The following is a 21,906-nucleotide window of genomic DNA, read 5'->3' as shown; positions in this document are numbered from 1 at the left end:
GCACCTGTACCGGACCGCAGCCCTGTCACGCGCAGGCCTGGTCCCGAGCCAGTACACTCCCCGCCCGCGTCCCGCTTTGTGCTGCCTGCCTCATGACCGATCCGATCCGACTCGACAAACGCCTGACCAGCCTGGTCGGCTGCTCCCGTGGCGACGCCCAGCGCTATATCGAGGGCGGCTGGGTCACCGTCAACGGCACCGTGATCGAACAACCGCAGACCCTGGTCACCGACGAAGTGGTGGTGCTGCGCGAGAACGCCGAGGCGACCCGCGCCGAAACCGTAAGCATGCTGCTGCACAAGCCGGCCGGCATGCCGGCCGATGAACTGTGCGCGCTGGTCACCCCCGACAGCCGCAGCGAGCTCGACGCCACCGGCGTGGCGCTGCTGCAACGGCACTTCCATGCCCTGCAGCTGGTGATGCCCCTGGCCGACGAAGACAGCGGCCTGGTGGTGGTCAGCCAGGACGGGCGCGTGGTGTCGCACCTGAAGGACCGCGGCGCGACGCTGGAGCAGGAATACCTGGTCGAGGTCAGTGGCGAGCTGGTGCCGTATGGCATGAAGCGGCTTGCCCACGGCCTGAGCTTCCGCAACTGGCCATTGCCACCGTGCAAGGTGAGCTGGCAGAACGAAACCCGGCTGCGCTTTGCGATCAAGCCGGTGGCGCCCGGCCAGCTGCGTGACATGTGCCGGCAGGTCGGGCTGGAGGTGGTCAGCGTGCGCCGCCTGCGCATCGGTCGGGTGGCGATGGGCAAGCTGGCCCCGGGCCAGTGGCGTTACCTGGCGCCGGACGAACGCTTCTGATCCGCGCACGCCCCCTGCACTCGCGGTGCACGCGCGGGCCGCTTAGGATCGGGGCATGACCGGGAAGAAATCGTTCTGGCGCCGCCTGCTGCGTGGTGTGGCCATCCTGCTGGCGATCGTGACCCTGCTGGTACTCAGCGGGCTGCTGCTGGGCGATCACCTCACGCCCAAGGCGATGGGGCCGCACAGCACCGTGTTGCCACTGCAGCCTGCGCAGAGTGCGATCGACCGCGAGCTGGTGCGGCTGCAGGCCGCGCACCCGGATCAATCCGGCGTGGCCTTCCTGTCCGAGGGGCTGGATGCCTACGCCGCGCGCGCGGTCATCACCCGCCATGCCGCACGCAGCCTGGACCTGCAGTACTACATCTGGAAGGACGACCTGATCGGCCACCTGATGGCGCAGGAGCTGTACCAGGCGGCCGAACGCGGGGTGCGCGTGCGCCTGCTGCTGGACGACATGAACGCGCAGGACAAGGACGCGTTGATGTTGGCGCTCGATGAGCATCCCAACATCGAGATCCGCCTCTACAACCCGTTCCGCAACCGCGACGGCCTGTGGCGGCTGGTGGAGATGGTGCAGCGCTTCTTCAGCGTCAACCACCGCATGCACAACAAGCAGTGGATCGCCGATGGCCGGGTAGCCATCGTCGGCGGGCGCAACATCGGCGAGGAGTACTTCAGCGCGCGCAGTGACGTGAACTTCCGCGACCTGGACCTGATCGTGGCCGGCAAGGCGGTGCAGCAGGCCAACGCGATTTTCGACGCGTACTGGAACAGTGAAGCGGCGGTGCCCGTGGCCGCCCTCGCCTTCCACACCCCGGCCCAGCTGCGCCTGCTGATGCTTGAATCGGCGCATGAAGCCAAGCTTGCGGCCGCCAAACCTTACCTTGAGCGCGTCGAGCGTTCGCCGGCAGCGCGTTCGTTCTATACCGATGCGGTCGAGCTGCACTGGTCGCCCAGCGTGGAGATCGTGTCCGATCCGGCGGTGAAGCATCGACGTGACGACCAGGCCAACTGGCTGGTCACCCGGCTGGTGCGCGAGCTGGAAGCCACCCGCCACAAAGCTTTGTTGATCTCGCCCTACTTCGTGCCGGGTGATGAAGGCACGCGCGGGTTGGCCGCGATGGTGAAGCGTGGCGCCTACGTCGGCGTGGTCACCAACTCACTGGCAGCCAACGACGTGGCGGCCGTGCACAGCGGCTACATGCATTACCGCGCCCCCCTGCTGCGCGATGGCGTGCACCTGTACGAACTGCGCTCGCGCGGCCCGGGCGGCGGCAGCGGCGGGCTGTTCGGCAGCAGCGGCGCCAGCCTGCACACCAAGGCGTTCATGATCGACGACCAGCGTGGTTTCGTGGGCTCGTTCAACCTGGACCCGCGCTCGGCCTACCTCAACACCGAGATGGGCGTGTTGTTCGACGATCGTGAGCTGGCTGCGCAGCTGCGCGGGGAGTACCTGCGGCTGGCCGATCCGAAGCAGAGCTACTGGGTAACGCTCGACAAGAACGACCAGGTGCGCTGGCTGGATCGGGCAGAACAGCCCCCTGTGCTGCTGGACCGTGAGCCGGACACGTCCTTCTGGCAGCGGGCCAGCGCGCGCGTGATCAGCTGGTTGCCGTTGGAATCCCAGCTTTAGGAGCAGCCACGCAGGGCGTGGCGCTACCAGCAGCGCAATCGTCCTGCACACGTAACGGTTCGTAGCGATCAGACAGGACGATCCTGCATCACCCGCCTGCCCATTCGTCCGCTTCCAGCGTTTCCACGGCGCGCCCGTGCAACCGGCGCCAGATCCACTGCAATGCATGCGCCTGCGTGCCCTGCAGCTGTTCCAGCAGCGCCAGCGCCTGGGCCTGGCTGATCCGGCCATGCCGGCACAGCAGGCTGGCCGAGGCCGCCGCGCGCGCGAAGCACAGGCTGGCGGCCAGGCCACCGCCGGTGGCGTCAGCCTCGCGCAGCAGCGCTTCGTGCACCGACGGCGGCAGTTCCCAGGCGGCGGCAATGCGGCTGGCCACCGGCAACGTCCATGCATCCAGCAGCGCACTGGCCACCGTGGGCGACGGGACCACCGCCTGCTGGTGGGCGGCGTCCAGCAGGTGCCGCATCACCAGCGCCGCGCCCAGGCCCTGGGTCAGCCCCATCCATTGCGCGGCAAAGCCATCCTCATGCGTGACCAGGCGGGCATGGTCGGCCGCTGCCCGCGAGGCCAACAGCGCGTGCTCCCAGACCACGCTGCCGAACTGCGGGAAGGCCTCGCTGTGCAGTTGCATCACCGGCTGTACCAGCACCGCGCTGATGATCTGGCGGATGCCGTCAGTGCCCACCAGCGTGACCGCTCGCTGCAGGCTGTCCACTGGTTTGGCCTGCAGCCGGTACGCCGGGCTGTTGGCAATGCGCAGCAGGTTGCCGGTCAGCACCGCGTCCTGGCCGATGATCGAGGCCATGCTGCGGGCCGAGGCGTCGCTGTCGTTCACGGTCTGGATCAGCTGGGGCAGCAGTTGCGGCCGGCGCGGCAGGTGCCGGGTCGACCAGTCCTGCGCCTCCAGCCCCGCCGCGACCGCCCCCAGCAACGCGTCGTCCTGCGCGCCCGTTGTGCGCGCACTGCCGGTGCCTTGCAGCAGCGCCAATGCATGCAGGCCGGCTTGAAGTACCTCACCCGCGTTGCCTTTGGAGGGCTCTGCGAGGGCAGCCTCCTGCGGCTGCGCGCGGCGCCGGCTGCCACTGCCCTCCGGTGCGGCGGCTGCACGCGCCGGGCGGCGATACAGCCCCCAACCCAGACATCCAGCAACCAGCGCGCCGGCCGCCCCCGCCAGGATGACCATCATCGGCCCGGGCCCTTGCCAGCGCGGCACCACACCCGAATTGTCGCCACTGCACCCACGTGTTCCGTCCTGGCTTGCCGGTACCGCGCACCGTTGCCACGGCATCGGCCCGGAACGGGGCAACTTTAGCGCTGGCTGGTCACCGGACCCTGACAACACCGTCCGGCGGAATGCACTAGAATGGCGCCGCGCGACCCGTCCTGCCGAACCGACGACGTCGCTTTTTTTGTTTTGCATCCCATCTTTTGCTGGTACGTTCACCGGCGTTGGCTGCCGTTCGAACCATCGGAGTCACCATGTTATTTGAAACCCTCGAAACGTCCGGTCATGAACAGGTGGTGTTCTGCCACAGCCGCGATGCCGGTCTGAGGGCCATCATCGCCATCCACAACACCACCCTTGGCCCGGCCCTGGGTGGCGTGCGCATGCGCCCCTACGCCAGCACCGATGACGCGCTGGCCGACGCGCTGCGGCTCAGCCGCACCATGACCTACAAGAACGCGTTGGCCGGATTGAACGTGGGCGGCGGCAAGGCGGTGATCATCGGCGACCCGCGCAAGGACAAGACCGAGGTGCTGTTCCGTGCCTTCGGCCGCTACGTGGACTCGCTGGGCGGGCGCTACATCACTGCCGAGGACGTCGGTACCGACGTCAATGACATGGAAAACATCTACCTGGAAAGCGAGTACGTCACCGGCGTGCACCAGGTGCATGGCGGCTCGGGCGACCCGGCGCCGTTCACTGCCTACGGTGCGTTGCAGGCGTTGATGGCAGCCATGCAGCACAAGCTCGGCCACGAGGAAGTGGGCAAGGTCAGCATCGCCGTGCAGGGCCTGGGCCACATCGGCATGGAACTGGTGAAGCTGCTGCGCGATCGCGGCGCCAAGCTGTTCGTCACCGACCTGGACAGCGCCCTGGTCGAGCGTGCGGTGACCGAGTACGGCGCAGAGGCGGTCAAGCCCGATGACATCCATGACGTCAACGCCGATGTGTTCGCGCCGTGTGCGATGGAAGGCGCGATCAATCCGCAGACCTTGCCGCGGTTGAAGTGCAGGATCGTCTGCGGTACCGCCAACAATCAGCTGTCCAGCCCGGAGATCGGCGATGAGCTGCATGCGCGCGGCATCCTGTATGCCCCGGACTATGCGGTCAACGCGGGTGGGGTGATGAACGTGTCGCTGGAAATCGACGGCTACAACCGCGAGCGGGCCATGCGCCTGATCCGCAGCATCTACCACAACCTGGGCCGCATCTTCGCACTGTCCCAGCAGGAAGGCATTGCGCCGCAGCGCGCGGCCGACCGTATCGCCGAAACACGCATCCAGTCGATCGGCAAGCTGAAGATGCCGTTGGGCCGGGCCACGCCGCGCCTGGGTACGCTGCGCGGCGGCTGAGCCGGCCAGCGGGTGGAATGAAGAAGGGCGCGATGATCTCGCGCCCTTCTTCATTGTCTGCGGCGGTGTCCGCCGCGGGTGGATCAGAACGCTGCGGAGTAACGCAGGGCCACCTGCCTCAGGTCGCCACGCGGGCCGAAGCGCTGGTCATAGCCGAACGACAGCTGCGAGTTGCGCGTCAGCCAGGACTGCACCGAAAGGCCGAACAGGCCGCCAGAACGTGCCGGCTGCAGCCCGGCAACGGGTGCCCATGCGTCGACGCCAACGAAGCTGGCGTCGAATGCCAGGCCATCGCTGGACAGCGTCTGCTGCCATTCGGCATAGCCGCGCAGCGACCAGCCACGCAGACGCGTTTCCGCACGAAGGCCCGCCAGCGCCTGGCTGCGGCTCGACGAGCGGCTGTCGGCACGCAGGCCGAATCCGAAGCCGCCGTTTTCGCTGAAGCTGTCGCTGTCCAGACGCGCATAGTCCGCGCCGAGGTAAGGCGTCAACGATGCCGCAGCGCCGCCGAAGCGGTAGCCCGATTCCACGCTGGCGGTGCTGAAGTCGCCGCCGTAACGGGCGTTGACCCCGTACTGCCCCGCGCCCAGCAACAGCTGGCGGTCGATCTCGCGGGTGAACTGGCCTGCACCCAGCTGCGCCAACGTGTAGGCCGCACCGCTGTTCCAGCCGGCGTACAGCTGGGCCTGCGACTGGCGGTCACGACCGCTGTCGCTGCCCCAGTCGCGGCTGCTGTTGCTGCGGGTTTCGCCGAAGGCAAAGCCCATCACGCCGTTGCTGCCCAACGCCATGTCCTGGCCCATCATCCAACCCTGGGTCTGGAAGCCGCTGCCGGCAAAGCTGCCCTGCCCGGCCTCACCCAACGCACTCTGCCAGGCGCCGCTTCGATGCGGCGCAGCCGACACCACGTCGAAGCGCGTCGACAGCGCGCGGCGATTCATGTCCAGGTTGTCGAAGGTCATGCCGTTGGCCAGGCTGTGCGCCTTGCCCGACAGGCTCTCCAGGCTGGCCTGCAGACCGGCCGCGCCCTGCACCCGCTGCAGCTCGCCGGCCGCGTCTGCGAAGCCCGACGCACTATTGCCCGTCCCGGCATCAAGCAGACCAAACGCCTGCTCGACGCGGACGGCCGATGCGGTCGAGACGGCATTGAGCCCTGCCGACGTTGCAGCAGCGCTGACGTCGACCCGATCGATGTTCAACCACGCCGTGCTGGCATCGTAGGAGAGCGTAGCGTCCAACAGCACCACGTTGCCGAGATGGGAGTAATCTTCGAACTGGCCACTCAGGCCCTGGCCGGCAACGATCAGCGCCTGGCGGGTCCCGTTCTGGGGAACGTAGCCAGGAACCGCCCGGTCGATGACCACGTGACCACCGTTCAACGTCGCCTTTCCGGTCACCTGCAGCGCCTCCGCGCCCAGGGCGGTGCTGAAGAAGCCACTGATCTCATTGGTGTAGTCGCCCTCGATGACGGCGTTGATGCCCCCCTCGAACATGTACAGCGAACCGTTGTTCACCACGTTGCCGGTGATCCGCGGGGCGCCGGGGCGGAACTGCAGGCCGCCGCCGTCGATCTGCACGTCGGAGGTCAGCGAGGCTCCGCCACGCAGCGACAGTGCGCCCTGGAGGATTTCCGTCTGGCCCGTGTAGGTGTTCTTGCCGGTAAGGACCAGCGTTCCCGCGCCCAACTTCACCAGCCCGCCATCACCGCTGATGTCGTTGCTCCACACGCTGCCGGAGGACGCGCCCGGTACGGTGACCACGGCATTGCCCCAGTCGAATCGGCCCGGGCCGTTGATGGCCTTGCCCACGTTGAGCAGACCGTAGCCGAACACGCTGTCCACGCCGGCTGCCCCCAGATCGGTGGCGGTCCCGAGCAGCGTCTGCCGCACCTGGTCATTGGTGAAGTACGGGTACTTCTGCCAGACCAGCGCGGCCGCACCGGACACCAATGGGGCCGCATACGAGGTGCCGCCGCCCCAGAGGTAGCTGGGCGCGCTGCTGGTGGTGCTCTGCGGATCGACGAACACCGCCTCACCCGGTGCGGCCAGGCAGTAGTTGGCGGCCACGCCACAGGCATTGGCGTAGGACGCCAGGGTGCCGGGCTGATTGGAATTGATCGCGGTCACGGCCAGCCACCCACGCTCCAGATCAGCCGCCGGCCGGGTATCGTTCGGCCCCGGCTGGCTTGGCAATGCCGCCATGCTGGAGGGATTGGGCTTGCTTTCATTGCCGGTGGCAAACACCACCAGGCCGTTGCTGGAAATGATGAAGTTCCGGTACTCGCCCGCGATCGGGGCGGTGGCGCTCGGGTTGGTCCAGTACAACCCGCCCCACGAGTTGTTCATGATCTTCACACCGTCGCTGACCAGCGCCTGGTGCACCACTTCAAGCCCCAGCGCGCCATCGACCTGGTTGCCGTTGCCGGTACCGTCATCGACCGGTGCTTTGTCGGCGATGATGCGCGCCGACACGATCTGCGCATCGGTGGCGACGCCCCCCGGCCAGTTGCCGACCGCGCGGCCGGCGGCAAGCGACGCCACGGTGGTTCCATGCCCGACCACGTCGTCCACGGCCAGGTTGTTGGCGCCCGGATCAATGTAGTTGTGACTGGAGATGACCCTGCCGGTCAGGCTGGGATGGGCGCGGTTCACCCCGGAATCGACCACGCCGATCTTGACCCCCGCGCCGGTAAGACCTTGCCGGTCCTTGCCATTGATCAGGGAAAGATGCGCATCGATTGCCGGCTGGGTCGGCTTCTCCGTCGGCGGCGTGACCGGAGGCCCCACCACCGGCGGTGCCACAGGCGGCACGATCGGCGCCACCGGCAGGTCCCCCCGGGTGTTGCCGCCACCGCCGCCGCCACATGCGCTCAATGCCACGGCCAGCGCACCGGCCAGCACGTTCCTGCTGAATACTGCCTGCTTCATCCCTGCTCCCCATTACGTAATTGAAACCACGCGCGGCGTCCTGCCTGGCCGGCCGACACCGGTGGTAAACCCCGACCCTCTATACTGGGCCCCCCACGCAGTCTGCCGGGAAACGCGCCGCCATACCATGCCCTGCGTTCCCATTTCGTAAAATCGCTCACGCAACAAACGAGATTGCCATGTCCAACATTGTCATCGCCGCTGCCAAGCGCACCGCCATCGGTTCCTTCCTCGGCCAGTTCAACGGCGTGCCCACCCCGACCCTGGGCGCCACCGCGATTGCCGCCGCCCTGGAACAGTCCGGCGTGCCGGCGGCGGACGTCTCCGAAGTGATCATGGGCTGCGTGCTGCCGGCCAACCTGGGCCAGGCACCGGCCCGCCAGGCGGCAGTTGCCGCGGGGATTCCCTACTCCACCGGCGCCACCACCCTGAACAAGGTCTGCGGTTCGGGCATGAAGGCCATCATGCTGGGCCATGACCTGATCAAGGCCGGCTCGGCCAGCATCGTGGTCGCCGGCGGCATGGAATCGATGTCCAACGCACCGCACCTGCTGCCCAACTCGCGCACCGGCAACCGCTTCGGCAATTTCCAGGCGGTCGACCACATGGCCCATGATGGCCTGGTCAATGCTTACGACGGCAAGGCCATGGGCGAATTCGCCGAGTGCGCGGTGGACAAGTACCAGGTCAGCCGCGAGGAACAGGACGCCTACGCGATCGAATCGGTTCGCCGCGCACAGGCCGCGCAGGCCGCAGGCGCGTTCGACGACGAAATCGTCGCGGTGAAGGTCGCCGGTCGCAAGGGCGACGTCGAATACCGCCAGGACGAACAGCCCGGCCGTTCGGACATCGCCAGGATTCCGACCCTGCGCCCGGCCTTCAGGAAGGACGGCACGGTGACTGCCGCCAGCTCTTCGAGCATTTCCGACGGTGCCGCCGCAGTGGTGCTGCTGTCCGAAACCGACGCTACTGCCCGTGGCCTGCAGCCGCTGGCCCGGATCGTGGCCCATGCCACCCACTCGCAGGAACCGGAATGGTTCACCACCGCACCGATCGGCGCCATCCACAAGGTGCTGGAGAAGGCCGGCTGGAGCCTGGACCAGGTGGACCTGTTCGAGATCAACGAGGCGTTCGCCGTGGTCGCCATGGCGCCGATCCGCGAACTGGGCCTCGACCCTGCAAAGGTCAACGTCAATGGCGGCGCCTGCGCCTTGGGCCACCCGATCGGTGCCTCCGGCGCACGCCTGGTGGTGACGCTGGTCAACGCCTTGCGCAAGCGTGATGCAAAGCGCGGAATTGCTACACTGTGCATTGGTGGCGGCGAAGCAACGGCTATCGCCATCGAATTGATTTGATTGATTTTAACACCCGTTTCGCAAAACTGAATGCGGGACCGCTTGACAGCCCAACGTGGCTTGTCATCATGTTGCCGGGCGCGCAATAGCGCGTTGCCTAATCTAACGACGAGGATTCACACAAATGAGCATCAACAAGCTGCTGATCGCAATGGCCCTGGGCCTGGCTCTGACCGCCTGCTCGAAGCAGGAACAGGCTGCTGACGCCGCCGCTTCGGCCAACGAAGCTGCTGCCGACGCCCAGGTCGCTGCCGACCAGGCCGCTGCTGCTGGCGCCCAGACCGCCGACGCTGCCCAGGCTGCTGCCGACACCGCCACCACCGCTGCTGACGCTTCGGCTGATGCCGCTGCCCAGGCTGCTGGCGCTGCCACCGACGCTGCTGCCGGCGCTGCCACCGACGCTGCCAAGGCCGGTGAAGCCACCGCCGAGCAGGCCAAGGACGCTGCTGAAGAAGCCAAGAAGTAATAACTTCTTTCTTCATGCAAGTCTGAAGAAGCCGCTGGTTCGCCAGCGGCTTTTTCTTTGGCCTTCACGGACGGGTGAATAGGATCTGGCTTTCCCGAGTCCCTTTGGAGAGCGCCATGAAAATCCGATCGATCACCCCCCCACTGATGGCCGCCTCCCTGGTACTGGCACTGGCTGCGTGCAAGGGCCCGGAAGCCGAACAGGCACGCCAGGACGCGGCGCAGGCCGCTGAGAGCGCCAATGCCGCCGCACGTGAAGCCGTGGACAAGGCCGCCGCCTCTACCCGCGACGCCGCCGATGAGGCCGCCGCCGCGTCCGGCCAGGCCGCTGCCGACACCCAGCAGGCGCTGGACCGCGCGGCTGCCGCCACGTCCGAAGCCGCCGGCGAGGCCAGCACCGCCGCCCGCGATGCTGCCGCGCACGCCAGCGACGCTACCGCCAACGCCGCAGAAAAAGTCGCCGACAAGGCCCGCGACGTGGCCGACGATGCCAAACAGAACGCCGACGCCGCCAAGCGCTGAGCGACCCATGCGATGTTGCGCCAGGCAGCGCCCGGCGCAACATCACGCGTAGTGCCAGGCCCTGCCTGGCAACCACGTACCGCTTGCGATCAAGGCAACGCCCGCGCCATCACCGCGCCAAAATCCACCTCATCCGGCAGCGTCCCAAACGCCGCACCATGCACACCGCCCAGCCGCGAGCGCACGAATGCACCGGCAACCGGGCTCTGCGCCCGCAGCAGCACCGCGGCCTGCAGCAGCAGCGCCAGACGCTCGGTCACCACCCGCGCCTGCGCTTCGGATGGCGTGGCTGCCAACAGCCCACGCAACGACTGCAACGCGCGGTCGTAGTCGGCATCGCGCCCGGCCACCGCGTCCAGTTCCGCATCAAGCACCGGCAGCACGTGCGGCTCGCGTCCCAGCGCGCGCAGCACGTCCAGGCACTGTATGTTGCCGCTGCCTTCCCAGATCGAGTTCAACGGCGCCTGCCGGTACAGGCGCGGCAGCATCGATTCTTCGACATAGCCGGCGCCGCCCAGGCACTCCTGCGCCTCGTTGACGAACACCGCCGCGCGCTTGCACACCCAGTACTTGCCCACTGCCGTTGCAATGCGTGCGAAGGCGGCTTCCTGCGCATCCTGCGGCGCCCGGTCCACGGCGCGGGCCACGCGCATGGCGAAGGTCGTGGCCGCTTCGGATTCGATCGCCAGGTCGGCCAGCACGTTGGCCATCAACGGGTGCTCGCACAGGCGTCGCCCGAAGCTGCTGCGATGGCGGGTGTGATGCAGCGCCTGCGCCAAGGCCATGCGCATTTCCGCCGCTGCGCCCAGCATGCAATCCAGCCGCGTCATCATCACCATGCCGATGATCGTTGCCACGCCCCGCCCTTCGGCGCCGACCCGTCGGGCCCAGGCGCCGCACAGTTCGATTTCGCTGGACGCGTTGGACCAGTCGCCCAGCTTGTCCTTCAGCCGCATCAACCGGAATGCGTTGCGGTTGCCGTCGGCCAGGCGCCGCGGCATCAGGAAGCAGGTCAGCCCACCCGGCGCCTGTGCGAGCACCAGGAACGCATCGGACATCGGCGCGGAGAAGAACCACTTGTGCCCCACCAGCGCATAGCTGCCATCGTCGCGCAGTTCGGCGCGGGTCGTGTTGCTGCGCACATCCGAGCCGCCCTGCTTCTCGGTCATGCCCATGCCCAACGTGATGCCGGCCTTGTCGGCGATCGGCACGTCGCGGGGATCGTAGACCGCCGCAGCCGCTTTGTCGGCCCATTCGGCCAGCAGCGGATCCTGCTGCAGCACCGCCACTGCCGCATGCGTCATGGTCAGCGGGCAACTGGTGCCGGCGTCGGCCTGGTGGTGCAGGAAGCTGAGCGCCGCGCGGGCCACATGTGCGCCGGGGCGGCCGTCCTGCCACGACAATCCCGCCACCCCGTGGCGCTTGGCCAGCTCCATCAGCTGGTGATAGGCCGGGTGGAACTCCACCGTGTCGATGCGATGGCCCTGGGCATCGTGCGTACGCAACCTCGGGCGGTCGCGGTTGGCATCGAAGCCCAGCCGGTAAAGGGTGTCGCCGGCTACGCCGCCATAGGCCTGCAGGGCATCAATGAACGCAGCGCCCCCTTCGCGCTGCACCGCCCCGGTCAATGCCACATCGTCGGCCCACAGGTTGCGGCCAGCAAACGGGGGCGGCTGGTTGGCCACCTCATGGGTCTCGAATGCAGGTAGTACAGAGGACATCATGCAGGCCTCCTGGAGGACCCGATGATTCTGCCGCATCCGCATGCGGCGCGCAGCCGGCTCATCCGCTCACGCCGACGTCAGCGCCTCCATCAACAGGATTTCCGGCGCATCGGGGTTGACGCGCACTGGACATCGCTGCACGTCAGCCAGCATCGAACGCGCTGCGCTGCGGATGCGCGCGTGGTATTCGGGGGCGGCATGGGTGATCAGGCTGGTGACATGGAAGTCGAAGACATCTTCCATCACATCCGGCTGATCCTCATGGAGCATCTGCAGCAATCCGCGCAGCTTGCGGATTTCAGAATCGAGGACATCGGCCGGAAACAGCATGTTCTTCTCCATGAGGGCAACAGCAGTGTTGTGCCACAACGGGAGTGACTCTGCTGTCAACGCCTTCCATTCAGGCGTTCATCGCGTCGACAAAGCCCGCAGACAGCCCCAGCTTGCCCCACCAGCCCTGCTGGGTGCCACTGAGCACGCGCAGCATGTGGCCGCGCCCACCCGGAAGCTTCCCCATTGGCTGGAACAGCACATCGCGCGCCTGTGCCAGCAGATCGCGTTCGGATTGGAAAAGCGGGGTAAGCCAGCGACTCCAGAACTGGTAGATGGCCACGTGCGCGCTGCGCTGGGCCTGGTAGGCCTGCAATGCTGCGCCCGTTGCATCGTGCGCGCGCAGCGCATCGCGCAGCGCCAACGCGTCCATCAGCGCCATGTTCACGCCCTGCCCCAGCTGCGGGCTCATGGCATGCGCCGAATCGCCGGCCAACACCAGCCGGTCGCGGTGCCAGCGGGTCATCACGGCATCGCGGTAGCCGGCACGCGCAAGCTGCACGCCCTCGCGCACGTCCTGCAGGCGCAGGTGCGCCTGCGGCCACAGCGCGGCAATTTCGTCCAGCCAGCGCGCCATGCCGTCGCGTTCCCATTGCGCGAACTGCGCGCGCGGCAGGCTCCAGAAGAAACTCAGGCGCGGCTGCGCATCATCCGGCCGTGTGCCCACCGGCAGCAGCCCGATCATCTTGCGCGCCGCCACGTAACGCTGCCGCAGTTCGTCGTGGTGCGGCCAGTCGCCGCGCGGCAGCAGGCACCACAGCGCGCCCCACGGATATTCACGGTCCAGCCGCGTGCCCTGCACCAGGGTGCGCAGCGACGATGCCGAACCGTCGGCGGCAATCACCAGGTCATACGGACCATGCCAATGCCCCCGGGCGTCGCGCACACGGCCGGTGGCGGTGTCCACATCGACGATGGCGGTATCCGGCTGCAGGTTGCCCGGGTGTTCCCAGGCCTGCGCCAGCAACGAGAACAGCGCACCCCGCTGCATGCCGATGCCATGCAGGTGCGCATGCAACGCGGAGTAACGCATGTCCATGACCGCGCGCCCGCAGGGGGTCTCGCCGTAAAGCCGGCGTACTGCCGCGCCGTGCTGCAGCACCTGCGGCAGCAGGTCCATCTGCCACAACACGTCCAGCCCGCTGGGCTGGAGCAGGAAACCCGCGCCGACCGGACCAGGCGTGGCGGCGCGCTCGAATACGTGCACATCGTGATGGTCACGTGAAAGAAGAATCGACAGTGCCTGGCCTGCGGTGCCATAGCCGACGATGGCGATGGTGCGTTTTTTCATCTGACGTCCTGTCCGGCGTTAAAAAAAACCCCGCCGAAGCGGGGTTTTCAATGCGCAGTGGTAGAAATTACTCTACAGCCGGCACGATGTCCGAGGCCTGGGCGCCCTTCGGGCCCTGGCTCACCTCGTAAGTGACCTTCTGGCCTTCCTGCAGACTGCGGAAGCCCTTGGAGTTGATCGCGGAGAAGTGCGCGAAGACGTCAGCGCTGCCGTCATCCGGCGAGATAAAGCCAAATCCCTTGGCGTCGTTGAACCACTTGACGGTACCGTTCGGCATGGTAATGCAAGACCTTCTTCAATGAATGGGTGGTGTACGCTCAACCAGCGCACTGGCGGAGTATGCAAAGCTTGTCATGCAATGACAATCACCCGCGTGCCAATTCGCCAATCAGTTCCGGCAATCCGGCCGAAGCCGCGTCAACATTGGCCAGTACTTCGGCCATCGTGATCTCGTCGCCATCGCCACAGCCGGCGGCCCAGTTGGCCACGATCGCCAGGCAGGCGTAGTCCAGCCCCAGCTCGCGGGCCAGGCCCGCTTCGGGCATGCCGGTCATGCCGACCAGGTCGCAGCCGTCACGGCGCATGCGCGCGATTTCCGCATTGGTTTCCAGCCGCGGCCCCTGCGTGGCGCCATAGCAGCCGCCGTCCTGCAGGCGCACGCCGGTGACCTTTGCCGCCGCCAGCACCTTGCTGCGCAGCATCGGCGTGTAGGGGTGGCCGAAATCCACGTGCAGCACCTCGCTGCCCGGCTCCTCGCTGAGCGTGGAGATGCGGCCCCAGGTGTAATCGATCAGCTGGTCCGGGCAGGCCAGCACGCGCGGGCCGAAATGTTCGGTGATGCCGCCAACGGTGTTGAGCGCCAGCACCCGCGCGGCACCAATTTGCTGCAACGCAGCAAGATTTGCACGGTAATTGATCTTGTGCGGCGGCAGCGAATGGCCTTCGCCATGCCGGGCCAGGAAGGCCACGCGCTGGCCGAGCAGCGTGCCGACCCGGATCGGGCCGGACGGCGTGCCGTAACGGGTTTCGACCGCGTGGCTGCTCACATCATCGAGCTGGGCCAGCGTGTACACACCGGTGCCGCCAATCACGGCCAGGGCGATATGTTCCATGGGCGCTGCTTATTCCTTCATCGCGTAGATGGCCGGCACGCCGCGCAGCGCTTCGTTGACGTCCATACCAAAACCAAACACGTAGCGGTCCGGCAGTTCGACGCCCGCGTAGTCGGCCTTGACGTCCGGCAGCGCGCGGTCGTGCTTCTTCACCGTCAGCGCGGCGATGCGCACGTCGGTGGCGCCCTGCTCCAGGCACCAGGTACGCACGCCCTGCAGGGTAAAGCCTTCGTCCAGGATGTCATCGACCAGCAGCACGCGGCGGCCGAACAGCGAGGTGGCCGGCTTGTGCTTCCAGACCAGCTCGCCGCCGGTGGTTTCACCGCGGTAGCGGGTGGCGTGCAGGTAGTCGAACTGCAGGTCCTGGCCGCGTGCGCCCAGCTCCAGCGCCAGCTGGCCGGCGAACGGCAGCGCGCCGTGCATGATCGACAGGAACAGCGGGACCTCGCCCTGGTAGTCGGCCGCGATGGCATCGGCGATGGCCGCGATGGCCGCGTCGATGGTGGGACGGTCGACCAGCAGGTCGGCCTGGGCCAGGGCCTGGGAAATGGTGAGGTTGGGCATCAGACGGTTCTTCCAAGGGTGTCGAGCAAACGGGATTGGGAGGTGCCATGGCGGGCATCGGCCAGCAGGCCGTCCCAGCCAAGCGCGCCACGGCCGATCAGACCGAGCAGCGCAGCAGTATTGAGCGGGCGGCCGTCGACCGCCTGCAGCGCGTCGTCGACCAGTTCCGGGTGGCAGACCAGCACCACGTCGCAGCCTGCGTCCAGGTGCGCATGCACACGCGCCTGCACGCCACCGGCGGAGAACGAAGCGGCCATGCCGATGTCGTCGGAAAACACCACGCCGCGGAAGCCCATCTCGCCACGCAGGATCTGCTGGATCCAGCGCGACGAATAACCGGCCGGTTCCGGCGCAACCTGCGGGTAGACCACATGGGCCATCATCACCGCGTCGGCGCCGGCATCGATACCGGCCACGAAGGGAACCAGGTCCAGCGCGCGCAGCGCGTCGAGGTCACGCGGGTCGCTGGCGGCGGCCACATGGGTATCTTCCAGCACGCTGCCGTGGCCGGGGAAATGCTTGAGCGTGGCGGCCATGCCGACGCTGTGCATGCCCCGCACGTAGGCGCGGGTGAACGCGGCCACCACCTGCGGGTCGGCGCTGAAGGCGCGGTCGCCGATGGCGCGGTTGCCACGGCCCAGGTCCACCACCGGGGCGAAACTGAGGTCCACGCCACTGGCGCGCACTTCGCTGGCCATCAGCCAGGCATGCTGTTCGGCCAGGGCCAGGGCGGCATCGGGGTCCTGCGCGTACAGCGCATCGAAGCCCTGCAGCGGCGGCAGCGCACTGTAGCCCTCACGGAAGCGCTGCACCCGCCCGCCTTCCTGGTCCACGCAGATCAGCAGCGGGCGCGGCGCGGCGGCGCGGATCGCGGCCGACAGCGCGGCGACCTGCTGGCGCGAGGCGAAATTGCGCTTGAACAGGATGACGCCGGACACGGCATCGTGCTGCAGCCAATCGCGTTCCTGGGCGGTAAGTTCGGTCCCGGCAACGCCGATCACGAGCATGGGTCGATCTCCAAATCAGGGCGCCGTGATGGCGCACTGCCGCATTGTCGCAGAAGCCGTGTGTGGGAGGCCACGGGCTGTGAGCGCCCGCATTCATGACCGAGGGGCGGGGTACCACGCAGCCACGCAGGGCGTGGCTCTACCGGAATTCACCAGCGGGTGTAGGGGTTGGCGGCCAGGGCCAGGTTGTAGTAGCAGACCTGGTCGGTAACTTCCTCGCCGACCCAGTCGGGCAGAGCGATGGCCTGGTCGGCCTGCGCCAGTTCTACCTCGGCCACCACCAGCCCGGCATTGTCGCCCAGGAATTCGTCCACTTCCCACACCAGCCCACCGTGTTCGACCAGGTGTCGGCGCTTGTCGATCAGGCCGCCCACGCACAGCGCGAGCAGCGCGCGCGCGTCGTCGACCGGGATCGGGTAGTCGAATTCCTGGCGGGTGTGCCCAATCTCGCGCGATTTCATGTTGAGGAACGCCGCGTCGCCCTGGATGCGCACCCGTACCGAGGCCTGCTGGGCGCCGCTTTCGATCGAGGCGGTGTCGTTGATGTAACCCTGCGCCATCGGAATCACCGCGTGCGCGGCGGCGCGCCAGCCATCGCCGGTGACCAGGAACTTGCGCTCGATCTCGATGCCCATCTCAACGCTTCTCGAAGACGGCGATGCTTTCCACGTGCGCGGTGTGCGGGAACATGTCCATCGCGCCGGCCGAGACCAGGGTGAAACCCTGCTCGTTGACCAAGTACCCGGCATCGCGGGCCAGTGAACCGGGATGGCAGCTGACGTAGACGATGCGCTTGAACTGCTTGAGCGGCAACTGCTGCAGCACTTCGATCGCACCCGAACGCGGCGGATCCAGCAGCAGCTTGTCGAAGCCCTGGCGCATCCACGGGGTCTGGCGCTGGTCCTGGGTCAGGTCGGCGGCGAAGAACTGCGCATTGTCCAGGCCATTGCGTGCGGCGTTCTCCTTCGCCCGCGCGACCAGCCCGGCCTCGCCTTCCACGCCCACCACTTCGCGCACGGTGCGCGCCAGCGGCAGGGTGAAGTTGCCCAGGCCACAGAACAGATCGAGCACGCGCTCGTCCGGGCCGGCATCGAGCAGGTCGAGCGCCAGGGCGATCATTTTCTCGTTGAGGTTGGCGTTGACCTGGATGAAATCCAGCGGGCGGAACGCCAGCTCCACATTCCACGGTGCCAGCCGGAACGACAGCGGCACCTCACCGGGCACCAGCGGGTGCACCGAATCGACGCCGTCCGGCTGCAGGAAGATGGTAAAGCCGTGTTCTGTACCGAATGCCGCCCAGGCGGCCTTGTCGGCATCGCTGAGCGGCAGCATGTGGCGGATGGTCAGCACGATGGCATCGTCGCCGGCGATGAACTCCACCTGCGGGATGTTGCGTTTGCCGTCCAGCGTTTCGATGAACGTGGACAGCGCCGCCACCTTCAACCCGATTTCCGGGATGACGGTCAGGCACTGGCTCAAGTCGGCCACGAAACGCGGGTCCTGCTCGCGGAAGCCGACCAGGGTCTTGTCCTTCTTCTCCACCCGGCGCACCGAGAAGCGGCCCTTGCGGCGGTAACCCCAGCTCTCACCCACCAGCGGCGGCAGCACGGTGCCCGGGCTGACATGGCCGATACGGGTCAGGTTGTCGAGCAGCACGCGCTGCTTGGCCACGATCTGCCGGGACTCCTCCAGGTGCTGCAGCACGCAGCCGGCACAGACGCCGAAGTGCGGGCAGCGCGGGGTCACCCGCTGCGGCGAGGGCTGCAGGACCTCCACGGTCCGCGCCTCGTCAAAATGGCGGTTGCGGGCGGTCGGTTCGGCCCGCACCACCTCGCCCGGCAGCGCGCCGGAGATGAAGGTGACCTTGCCGCCCTCGCCTTCACGGCGGGCAACGCCCCGGCCATCATGGCTGAGGTCGAGGATGTCGGTCTGGAACGGGGTCTTGTCGAGGCGGGAGCGGGATCGGGCCACGTGGCAACAGGCTGCGGGCAAAAGGGTGCGTATTGTCGCAGATACGCACCGCGAGCTGCCGCGAGGACCCGCCAGGACGCCTGCAGGCCGCCATATCGTGTTTAATATGCGCACAGCTGACATGGAGGCAGCCCCCAATGCAGATGACCCCGAGGGTTCCCATGCCCCGATTCCTGCTCGTCGAGGACGACACCATCAGCCGCGGCTTTTTCCGGGCCGCGCTGGAGACCCTGCCCGCGCAGGTAGAGACCGCCGATTCGCTGGCCAGCGCCCTGGAACGGGGGCGCCGCAGCGAACACGACCTGTGGCTGATCGATGTGAACCTGCCGGACGGCAACGGCAGCGAACTGCTGCGTGCGTTGCGCGCGTCGCGGCCGGACACGCCGGCACTGGCCCACACAGCCGATGGCGACACCAGCATCCATGCCCGTCTGCGTGATGACGGTTTCAGCGAAACCCTGGTCAAGCCGCTCAGCCGCGAGCAGCTGCTGCAGGCCGTGCGCCGTGCGCTGGTCAACAGCCCCGGCAGCGCAGCTCCGGCGGCAACGGGCGGCAGCAACGAGGTCGAACGCGAGGACTGGGACGAAATCACCGCACTGGCCGCCCTGAATGGGCAACGCCATCACCTGATCGCCCTGCGCGAGCTGTTCCTGGCCGAGCTGCCCGGGGTACGCGACGCGGTGGCCCAGGCGGTCCAGCAGCACGATGTGGGCACCTTGAAGGGCCAGCTGCACCGGCTCCAGGCCAGCTGCGGCTTCGTCGGCGCCGCCCGCCTGGCCCGCGCGGTACGCCAGCTGCACCAGGCCCCCGAATCCAATGGCGCCCACACCCAGTTCCGCGCGGCCGTCGAATCCCTGTTGCATTGACGGGACGGCGTAGGGGCACGCCATGGGGGGCGCGAATCACCGTCGGCGCGCCAGATCCTCCAGCATCTCCCATGATTTCAGGCCGCGTCCGCCCAGGTGGTGCAGCAGCACCGCGCGCATGCCGCGACGCAGGCTGGCCAGGTCGTCGGCCCCCAGCAGCCGGTCTTCGGCCAGCGCCAACAGCGCACTCCCGGTCGCCGTCCCCCGCCGAGGATCAACCCCGCGCTCGCTCAACAGCCGCCGCGGCCCTTCCAGCGGATCCAGCTCATAGCGGGCGGCCGGGTCGATCGGCTCGCCATCGCTGCCGTGCGCCAGATCGAAGCCAAATCCCAACGCCTCCAGCAGATCGCGTTCAAACCGCCGCAGGGTCCAGGCCAACGGCTCGGCGGCCGCCAAGCGCTGGCGCACCTGCCCGTAATGGTCGTACAACTCGGGCAGCGGGTCCTGGCGGGGCGCCAGCCGCATCACCAGTTCGTTGACATAGAAGCCGGCCAACATGGCATCGCCGGTCAACCGGGGCGCGGCGTCCAGCGCTTCGGCCCCGCGCAGCTGGGCCAGTTCGCCCCGCTGCACCGCCGTCAGGCGGATCCACTGCAAGGGTTGCAGCGCGGCGCGCAGCGCCTGGCTGCGCGGGCTGCTCACCCCTCGGGCCAACACCCCGATCCGCCCATGCTGCTCGGTCAGCACCTCAACCAGCAGGCTGGTCTCCCGCCAGGAGCGGGCATGCAGCACGAAAGCCGGTTCGTCGTCGATACGCATGGCCAGGGGCGTCGAGCGGCAACCCTGCCGGGTTTACTCGTAGCCGAACGCCTTCAGCGCGGCCTCGTCGTCCGACCAGCCTTCGCGCACGCGCACCCAGGTTTCCAGGAACACCTTGGCGCCGAACAGGCGTTCCATCTGCATGCGCGACTTGGCGCCGATGTCCTTCAGGCGGGTACCGCCCTTGCCGATCACGATCGCCTTCTGGCCTTCGCGCTCGACCCAGATCACCGCACCGATGCGCAGCAGGTTGCCGTCTTCGACGAAGCGCTCGATTTCCACCGTGGTGGCATACGGCAGCTCTTCACCCAGCTGGCGCATCAGCTGCTCACGGACCAGTTCGCCGGCAAGGAAACGCTGGCTGCGGTCGGTGATTTCGTCTTCGCCGAACATCGGCGGGGCCTCGGGCAGCAGCTTGAGCAGGTCGCGCACCAGCGCTTCCAGGCCGTTGCGCTTCTGCGCGGAAATGGGGTGCACGGCCGCGAACGTACGGCCTTCGGTGACCTGCTGCAGGAACGGCAGCAGTGCGGCCTTGTCCTTCAGGCGATCGACCTTGTTGACCACCAGCACTACCGGAACACCGGCGTCGCTGAGCACGTTGAACGCCAGGGTGTCTTCCTCGTCCCAACGGCCGGCCTCGATCACCAGCATGCCGGCGTCCACGCCTTCGAGCGAGCCGCGCGCGGCGCGGTTCATCACCCGGTTCATGGCCCGCTTCTGCACGCGGTGCAGGCCAGGCGTATCGACCAGCACCAGCTGCCCTTCCGGGTAGCTGGCAATGCCCAGCAACCGGTGGCGGGTGGTCTGCGGCCGGTTGGACACGATGCTGACCTTGGCGCCGACCAGGGCGTTGGTCAGGGTCGACTTGCCGACGTTGGGGCGGCCGATGACGGCCACGCTGCCGCAATGATGGGGGGTTGCTTCGCTCACTTGGAATCCAGTTGCTCGAGGGCGGCTGCAGCCGCCTGTTGTTCGGCCAGCCGTCGCGAGGCACCTTCGCCTTCGGTGCTGACAGCGGGATCGGCTACGCCGCAGCGTACCCGGAAGGTCTTGGCATGATCGTCGCCTGATTCTGACACCAATTCGTACAGCGGCAACGCCTTCTGTCGGCCTTGCAGCCATTCCTGGAGGCGGGTCTTGGGGTCTTTTTCGGGCTTGCCGGTCGCTGGCAACGCCTCCATGGAGGGGCCGAACCAGGGCAGCACCACCGCCTGGCAGACCGCAAAGCCTGCATCCAGGTAGATGGCGGCCACTACCGCTTCCAGGGCGTCGGCCAGGATCGAGTCCCGCCGATGGCCACCGGATTTCATTTCCCCCGGCCCCAGGATCAGGCGTTCGCCCAGCTCCAGGGTGCGGGCGATCACCGCCAGCGCACCTTCGCGCACCAGCTCGGCGCGGGCCCGGGTCAGCGCCCCTTCGTCGGCCTTGGGCCAACGCTGGTAGAGGGCTTGGGCAACCATCATGTTGACGATGCTGTCGCCAAGGAATTCCAGCCGCTCGTTGTTGGGCGTGCCGGCGCTGCGATGCGTCAGGGCCTGCTGGAGCAGGCCCGGATCCTGGAAGGCGTGACCAATGCGGTCACCACGTTGAAAAGTGTTATTCGGCACCGCTGAGGGTCAATTCCTGGTGTGCATCAAATTTTCCAACCACGTCGAGGTTGCCCACCAGCGGGCGACGCACTTCGTAGTTGACCTTCATGTTCCAGCCGCCGCTGACGCGTTCGAACTTGACGTTGGCCGGCTTGACGTTCTCCGAATAGCTGATGTCCAGCCGGCGGAAGAACATTTCCTGTACTTTGCCCGGCTCCATGTTGGCCACCCCGGGTTCCTTCGCCACGCCCTTGAGCGCGGTCTTCACTGCATAGAACTCCGAGTACATCGGGAACAGTTTCATGCCGATGTACAGGCCGAACCCCACGATGCACAGCACGACCAGGAACGAGGTCAGGGTCATGCCACGCTGCATCTTCATCGTCTTCATTGCGTTCTCCCCAGATA

22 protein-coding genes are annotated in these 21,906 nt (G+C 67.4%); 7 read left to right on the top strand and 15 right to left on the bottom strand.

Annotated elements, in window-relative coordinates:
* Positions 1-92: 92 nt before the first annotated feature.
* Positions 93-803 (top strand): rRNA pseudouridine synthase, encoded by a 711-nt coding sequence (locus tag WIX41_RS14270; RefSeq protein ID WP_339448586.1) that lies wholly within the window; start codon positions 93-95, stop codon positions 801-803.
* 55 nt (positions 804-858) lie between these two features.
* Positions 859-2,439, top strand: coding sequence for a phospholipase D family protein (locus tag WIX41_RS14265; protein ID WP_339448584.1), 1,581 nt, complete (start codon positions 859-861; stop codon positions 2,437-2,439).
* A gap of 88 nt (positions 2,440-2,527) precedes the next feature.
* Here WIX41_RS14265 and WIX41_RS14260 read toward each other — a convergent pair whose 3' ends face one another.
* Positions 2,528-3,625 carry an HDOD domain-containing protein gene (locus tag WIX41_RS14260; RefSeq protein WP_339448582.1) on the bottom strand — a complete coding sequence of 366 codons (1,098 nt, stop codon included), beginning with the start codon at positions 3,623-3,625 and terminating at the stop codon, positions 2,528-2,530.
* 293 nt (positions 3,626-3,918) lie between these two features.
* On the opposite strand from WIX41_RS14260, the gene WIX41_RS14255 reads away from it, so the two are divergent.
* The gene (locus tag WIX41_RS14255; protein WP_339448580.1) at positions 3,919-5,016 is read left to right on the top strand and encodes a Glu/Leu/Phe/Val dehydrogenase dimerization domain-containing protein; all 1,098 of its coding nucleotides are present in this window, start codon (positions 3,919-3,921) and stop codon (positions 5,014-5,016) included.
* A gap of 83 nt (positions 5,017-5,099) precedes the next feature.
* Here WIX41_RS14255 and WIX41_RS14250 read toward each other — a convergent pair whose 3' ends face one another.
* Positions 5,100-7,943: a S8 family serine peptidase gene (locus tag WIX41_RS14250; protein WP_339448579.1), complete on the bottom strand. Its 2,844-nt coding sequence runs from the start codon at positions 7,941-7,943 to the stop codon at positions 5,100-5,102.
* Between the two features lie 179 nt (positions 7,944-8,122).
* Between WIX41_RS14250 and WIX41_RS14245 the strand changes: the two genes are divergently transcribed.
* The 3 genes from WIX41_RS14245 to WIX41_RS14235 all read left to right on the top strand — a co-directional run bounded on the left by WIX41_RS14245 (position 8,123) and on the right by WIX41_RS14235 (position 10,285).
* The gene (locus WIX41_RS14245; RefSeq protein ID WP_339448578.1) at positions 8,123-9,298 is read left to right on the top strand and encodes a thiolase family protein; all 1,176 of its coding nucleotides are present in this window, start codon (positions 8,123-8,125) and stop codon (positions 9,296-9,298) included.
* A 124-nt stretch (positions 9,299-9,422) separates the two neighbouring features.
* Positions 9,423-9,764 carry a hypothetical protein gene (locus WIX41_RS14240; RefSeq protein ID WP_339448576.1) on the top strand — a complete coding sequence of 114 codons (342 nt, stop codon included), beginning with the start codon at positions 9,423-9,425 and terminating at the stop codon, positions 9,762-9,764.
* A gap of 116 nt (positions 9,765-9,880) precedes the next feature.
* Positions 9,881-10,285, top strand: coding sequence for a hypothetical protein (locus WIX41_RS14235; RefSeq protein WP_339448574.1), 405 nt, complete (start codon positions 9,881-9,883; stop codon positions 10,283-10,285).
* A gap of 89 nt (positions 10,286-10,374) precedes the next feature.
* On the opposite strand, the gene WIX41_RS14230 is transcribed toward WIX41_RS14235, so the two are convergent.
* The 9 genes from WIX41_RS14230 to rlmD form a co-directional block, all read right to left on the bottom strand.
* A complete protein-coding gene (locus tag WIX41_RS14230) occupies positions 10,375-12,006 on the bottom strand; it encodes an acyl-CoA dehydrogenase family protein (protein ID WP_339448572.1) in 1,632 nt (543 codons plus the stop codon).
* A 69-nt stretch (positions 12,007-12,075) separates the two neighbouring features.
* Entirely contained in the window at positions 12,076-12,339 is a 264-nt protein-coding gene (locus WIX41_RS14225; protein WP_339448571.1) for a hypothetical protein, read from the bottom strand.
* Positions 12,340-12,409: 70 nt separating this feature from the next.
* Complete coding sequence (locus WIX41_RS14220) at positions 12,410-13,630, bottom strand: FAD-dependent oxidoreductase (RefSeq protein ID WP_339448569.1); 1,221 nt, start codon at positions 13,628-13,630, stop codon at positions 12,410-12,412.
* Between the two features lie 67 nt (positions 13,631-13,697).
* Positions 13,698-13,907, bottom strand: coding sequence for a cold-shock protein (locus tag WIX41_RS14215; RefSeq protein ID WP_339448567.1), 210 nt, complete (start codon positions 13,905-13,907; stop codon positions 13,698-13,700).
* Positions 13,908-13,995: 88 nt separating this feature from the next.
* Positions 13,996-14,742, bottom strand: a complete 747-nt coding sequence (locus WIX41_RS14210) for an S-methyl-5'-thioinosine phosphorylase (RefSeq protein ID WP_339448565.1) — start codon at positions 14,740-14,742, stop codon at positions 13,996-13,998.
* Between the two features lie 9 nt (positions 14,743-14,751).
* Complete coding sequence (locus WIX41_RS14205; RefSeq protein ID WP_339448563.1) at positions 14,752-15,306, bottom strand: hypoxanthine-guanine phosphoribosyltransferase; 555 nt, start codon at positions 15,304-15,306, stop codon at positions 14,752-14,754.
* Positions 15,306-16,313 carry a beta-N-acetylhexosaminidase gene (gene nagZ / locus WIX41_RS14200; RefSeq protein WP_339448561.1) on the bottom strand — a complete coding sequence of 336 codons (1,008 nt, stop codon included), beginning with the start codon at positions 16,311-16,313 and terminating at the stop codon, positions 15,306-15,308. Before nagZ ends, WIX41_RS14205 begins: the two co-directional genes overlap by 1 nt.
* Before the next feature lie 149 nt (positions 16,314-16,462).
* Positions 16,463-16,948 carry a CYTH domain-containing protein gene (locus tag WIX41_RS14195; RefSeq protein WP_339448559.1) on the bottom strand — a complete coding sequence of 162 codons (486 nt, stop codon included), beginning with the start codon at positions 16,946-16,948 and terminating at the stop codon, positions 16,463-16,465.
* 1 nt (position 16,949) lies between these two features.
* A complete protein-coding gene (gene rlmD / locus WIX41_RS14190) occupies positions 16,950-18,284 on the bottom strand; it encodes a 23S rRNA (uracil(1939)-C(5))-methyltransferase RlmD (protein ID WP_339448557.1) in 1,335 nt (444 codons plus the stop codon).
* 137 nt (positions 18,285-18,421) lie between these two features.
* Between rlmD and WIX41_RS14185 the strand changes: the two genes are divergently transcribed.
* On the top strand, positions 18,422-19,150 hold the full coding sequence (locus tag WIX41_RS14185; RefSeq protein ID WP_409187406.1) for an Hpt domain-containing response regulator: 729 nt from the start codon (positions 18,422-18,424) through the stop codon (positions 19,148-19,150).
* Positions 19,151-19,186: 36 nt separating this feature from the next.
* Here WIX41_RS14185 and recO read toward each other — a convergent pair whose 3' ends face one another.
* Genes recO through WIX41_RS14165 form a run of 4 tightly spaced genes read right to left on the bottom strand, consistent with a single transcriptional unit; the run spans position 19,187 to position 21,889 of the window.
* Positions 19,187-19,909, bottom strand: a complete 723-nt coding sequence (gene recO / locus WIX41_RS14180; protein ID WP_339448555.1) for a DNA repair protein RecO — start codon at positions 19,907-19,909, stop codon at positions 19,187-19,189.
* Between the two features lie 33 nt (positions 19,910-19,942).
* Positions 19,943-20,839, bottom strand: coding sequence for a GTPase Era (gene era / locus WIX41_RS14175; RefSeq protein WP_339448554.1), 897 nt, complete (start codon positions 20,837-20,839; stop codon positions 19,943-19,945).
* The gene (gene rnc, locus WIX41_RS14170) at positions 20,836-21,516 is read right to left on the bottom strand and encodes a ribonuclease III (RefSeq protein ID WP_339448553.1); all 681 of its coding nucleotides are present in this window, start codon (positions 21,514-21,516) and stop codon (positions 20,836-20,838) included. Before rnc ends, era begins: the two co-directional genes overlap by 4 nt.
* Positions 21,506-21,889 carry a DUF4845 domain-containing protein gene (locus WIX41_RS14165; RefSeq protein WP_339448552.1) on the bottom strand — a complete coding sequence of 128 codons (384 nt, stop codon included), beginning with the start codon at positions 21,887-21,889 and terminating at the stop codon, positions 21,506-21,508. The genes rnc and WIX41_RS14165 overlap by 11 nt, the downstream gene beginning before the upstream one ends.
* Between the last annotated feature and the right edge of the window lie 17 nt (positions 21,890-21,906).

Origin of the sequence: Stenotrophomonas sp. AB1(2024), assembly GCF_037482345.1 — a bacterium.
GTDB lineage: Bacteria > Pseudomonadota > Gammaproteobacteria > Xanthomonadales > Xanthomonadaceae > Stenotrophomonas.
Note: the sequence above shows the minus strand (reverse complement) of the source record. Positions and strands in the feature narration are given on the sequence as shown.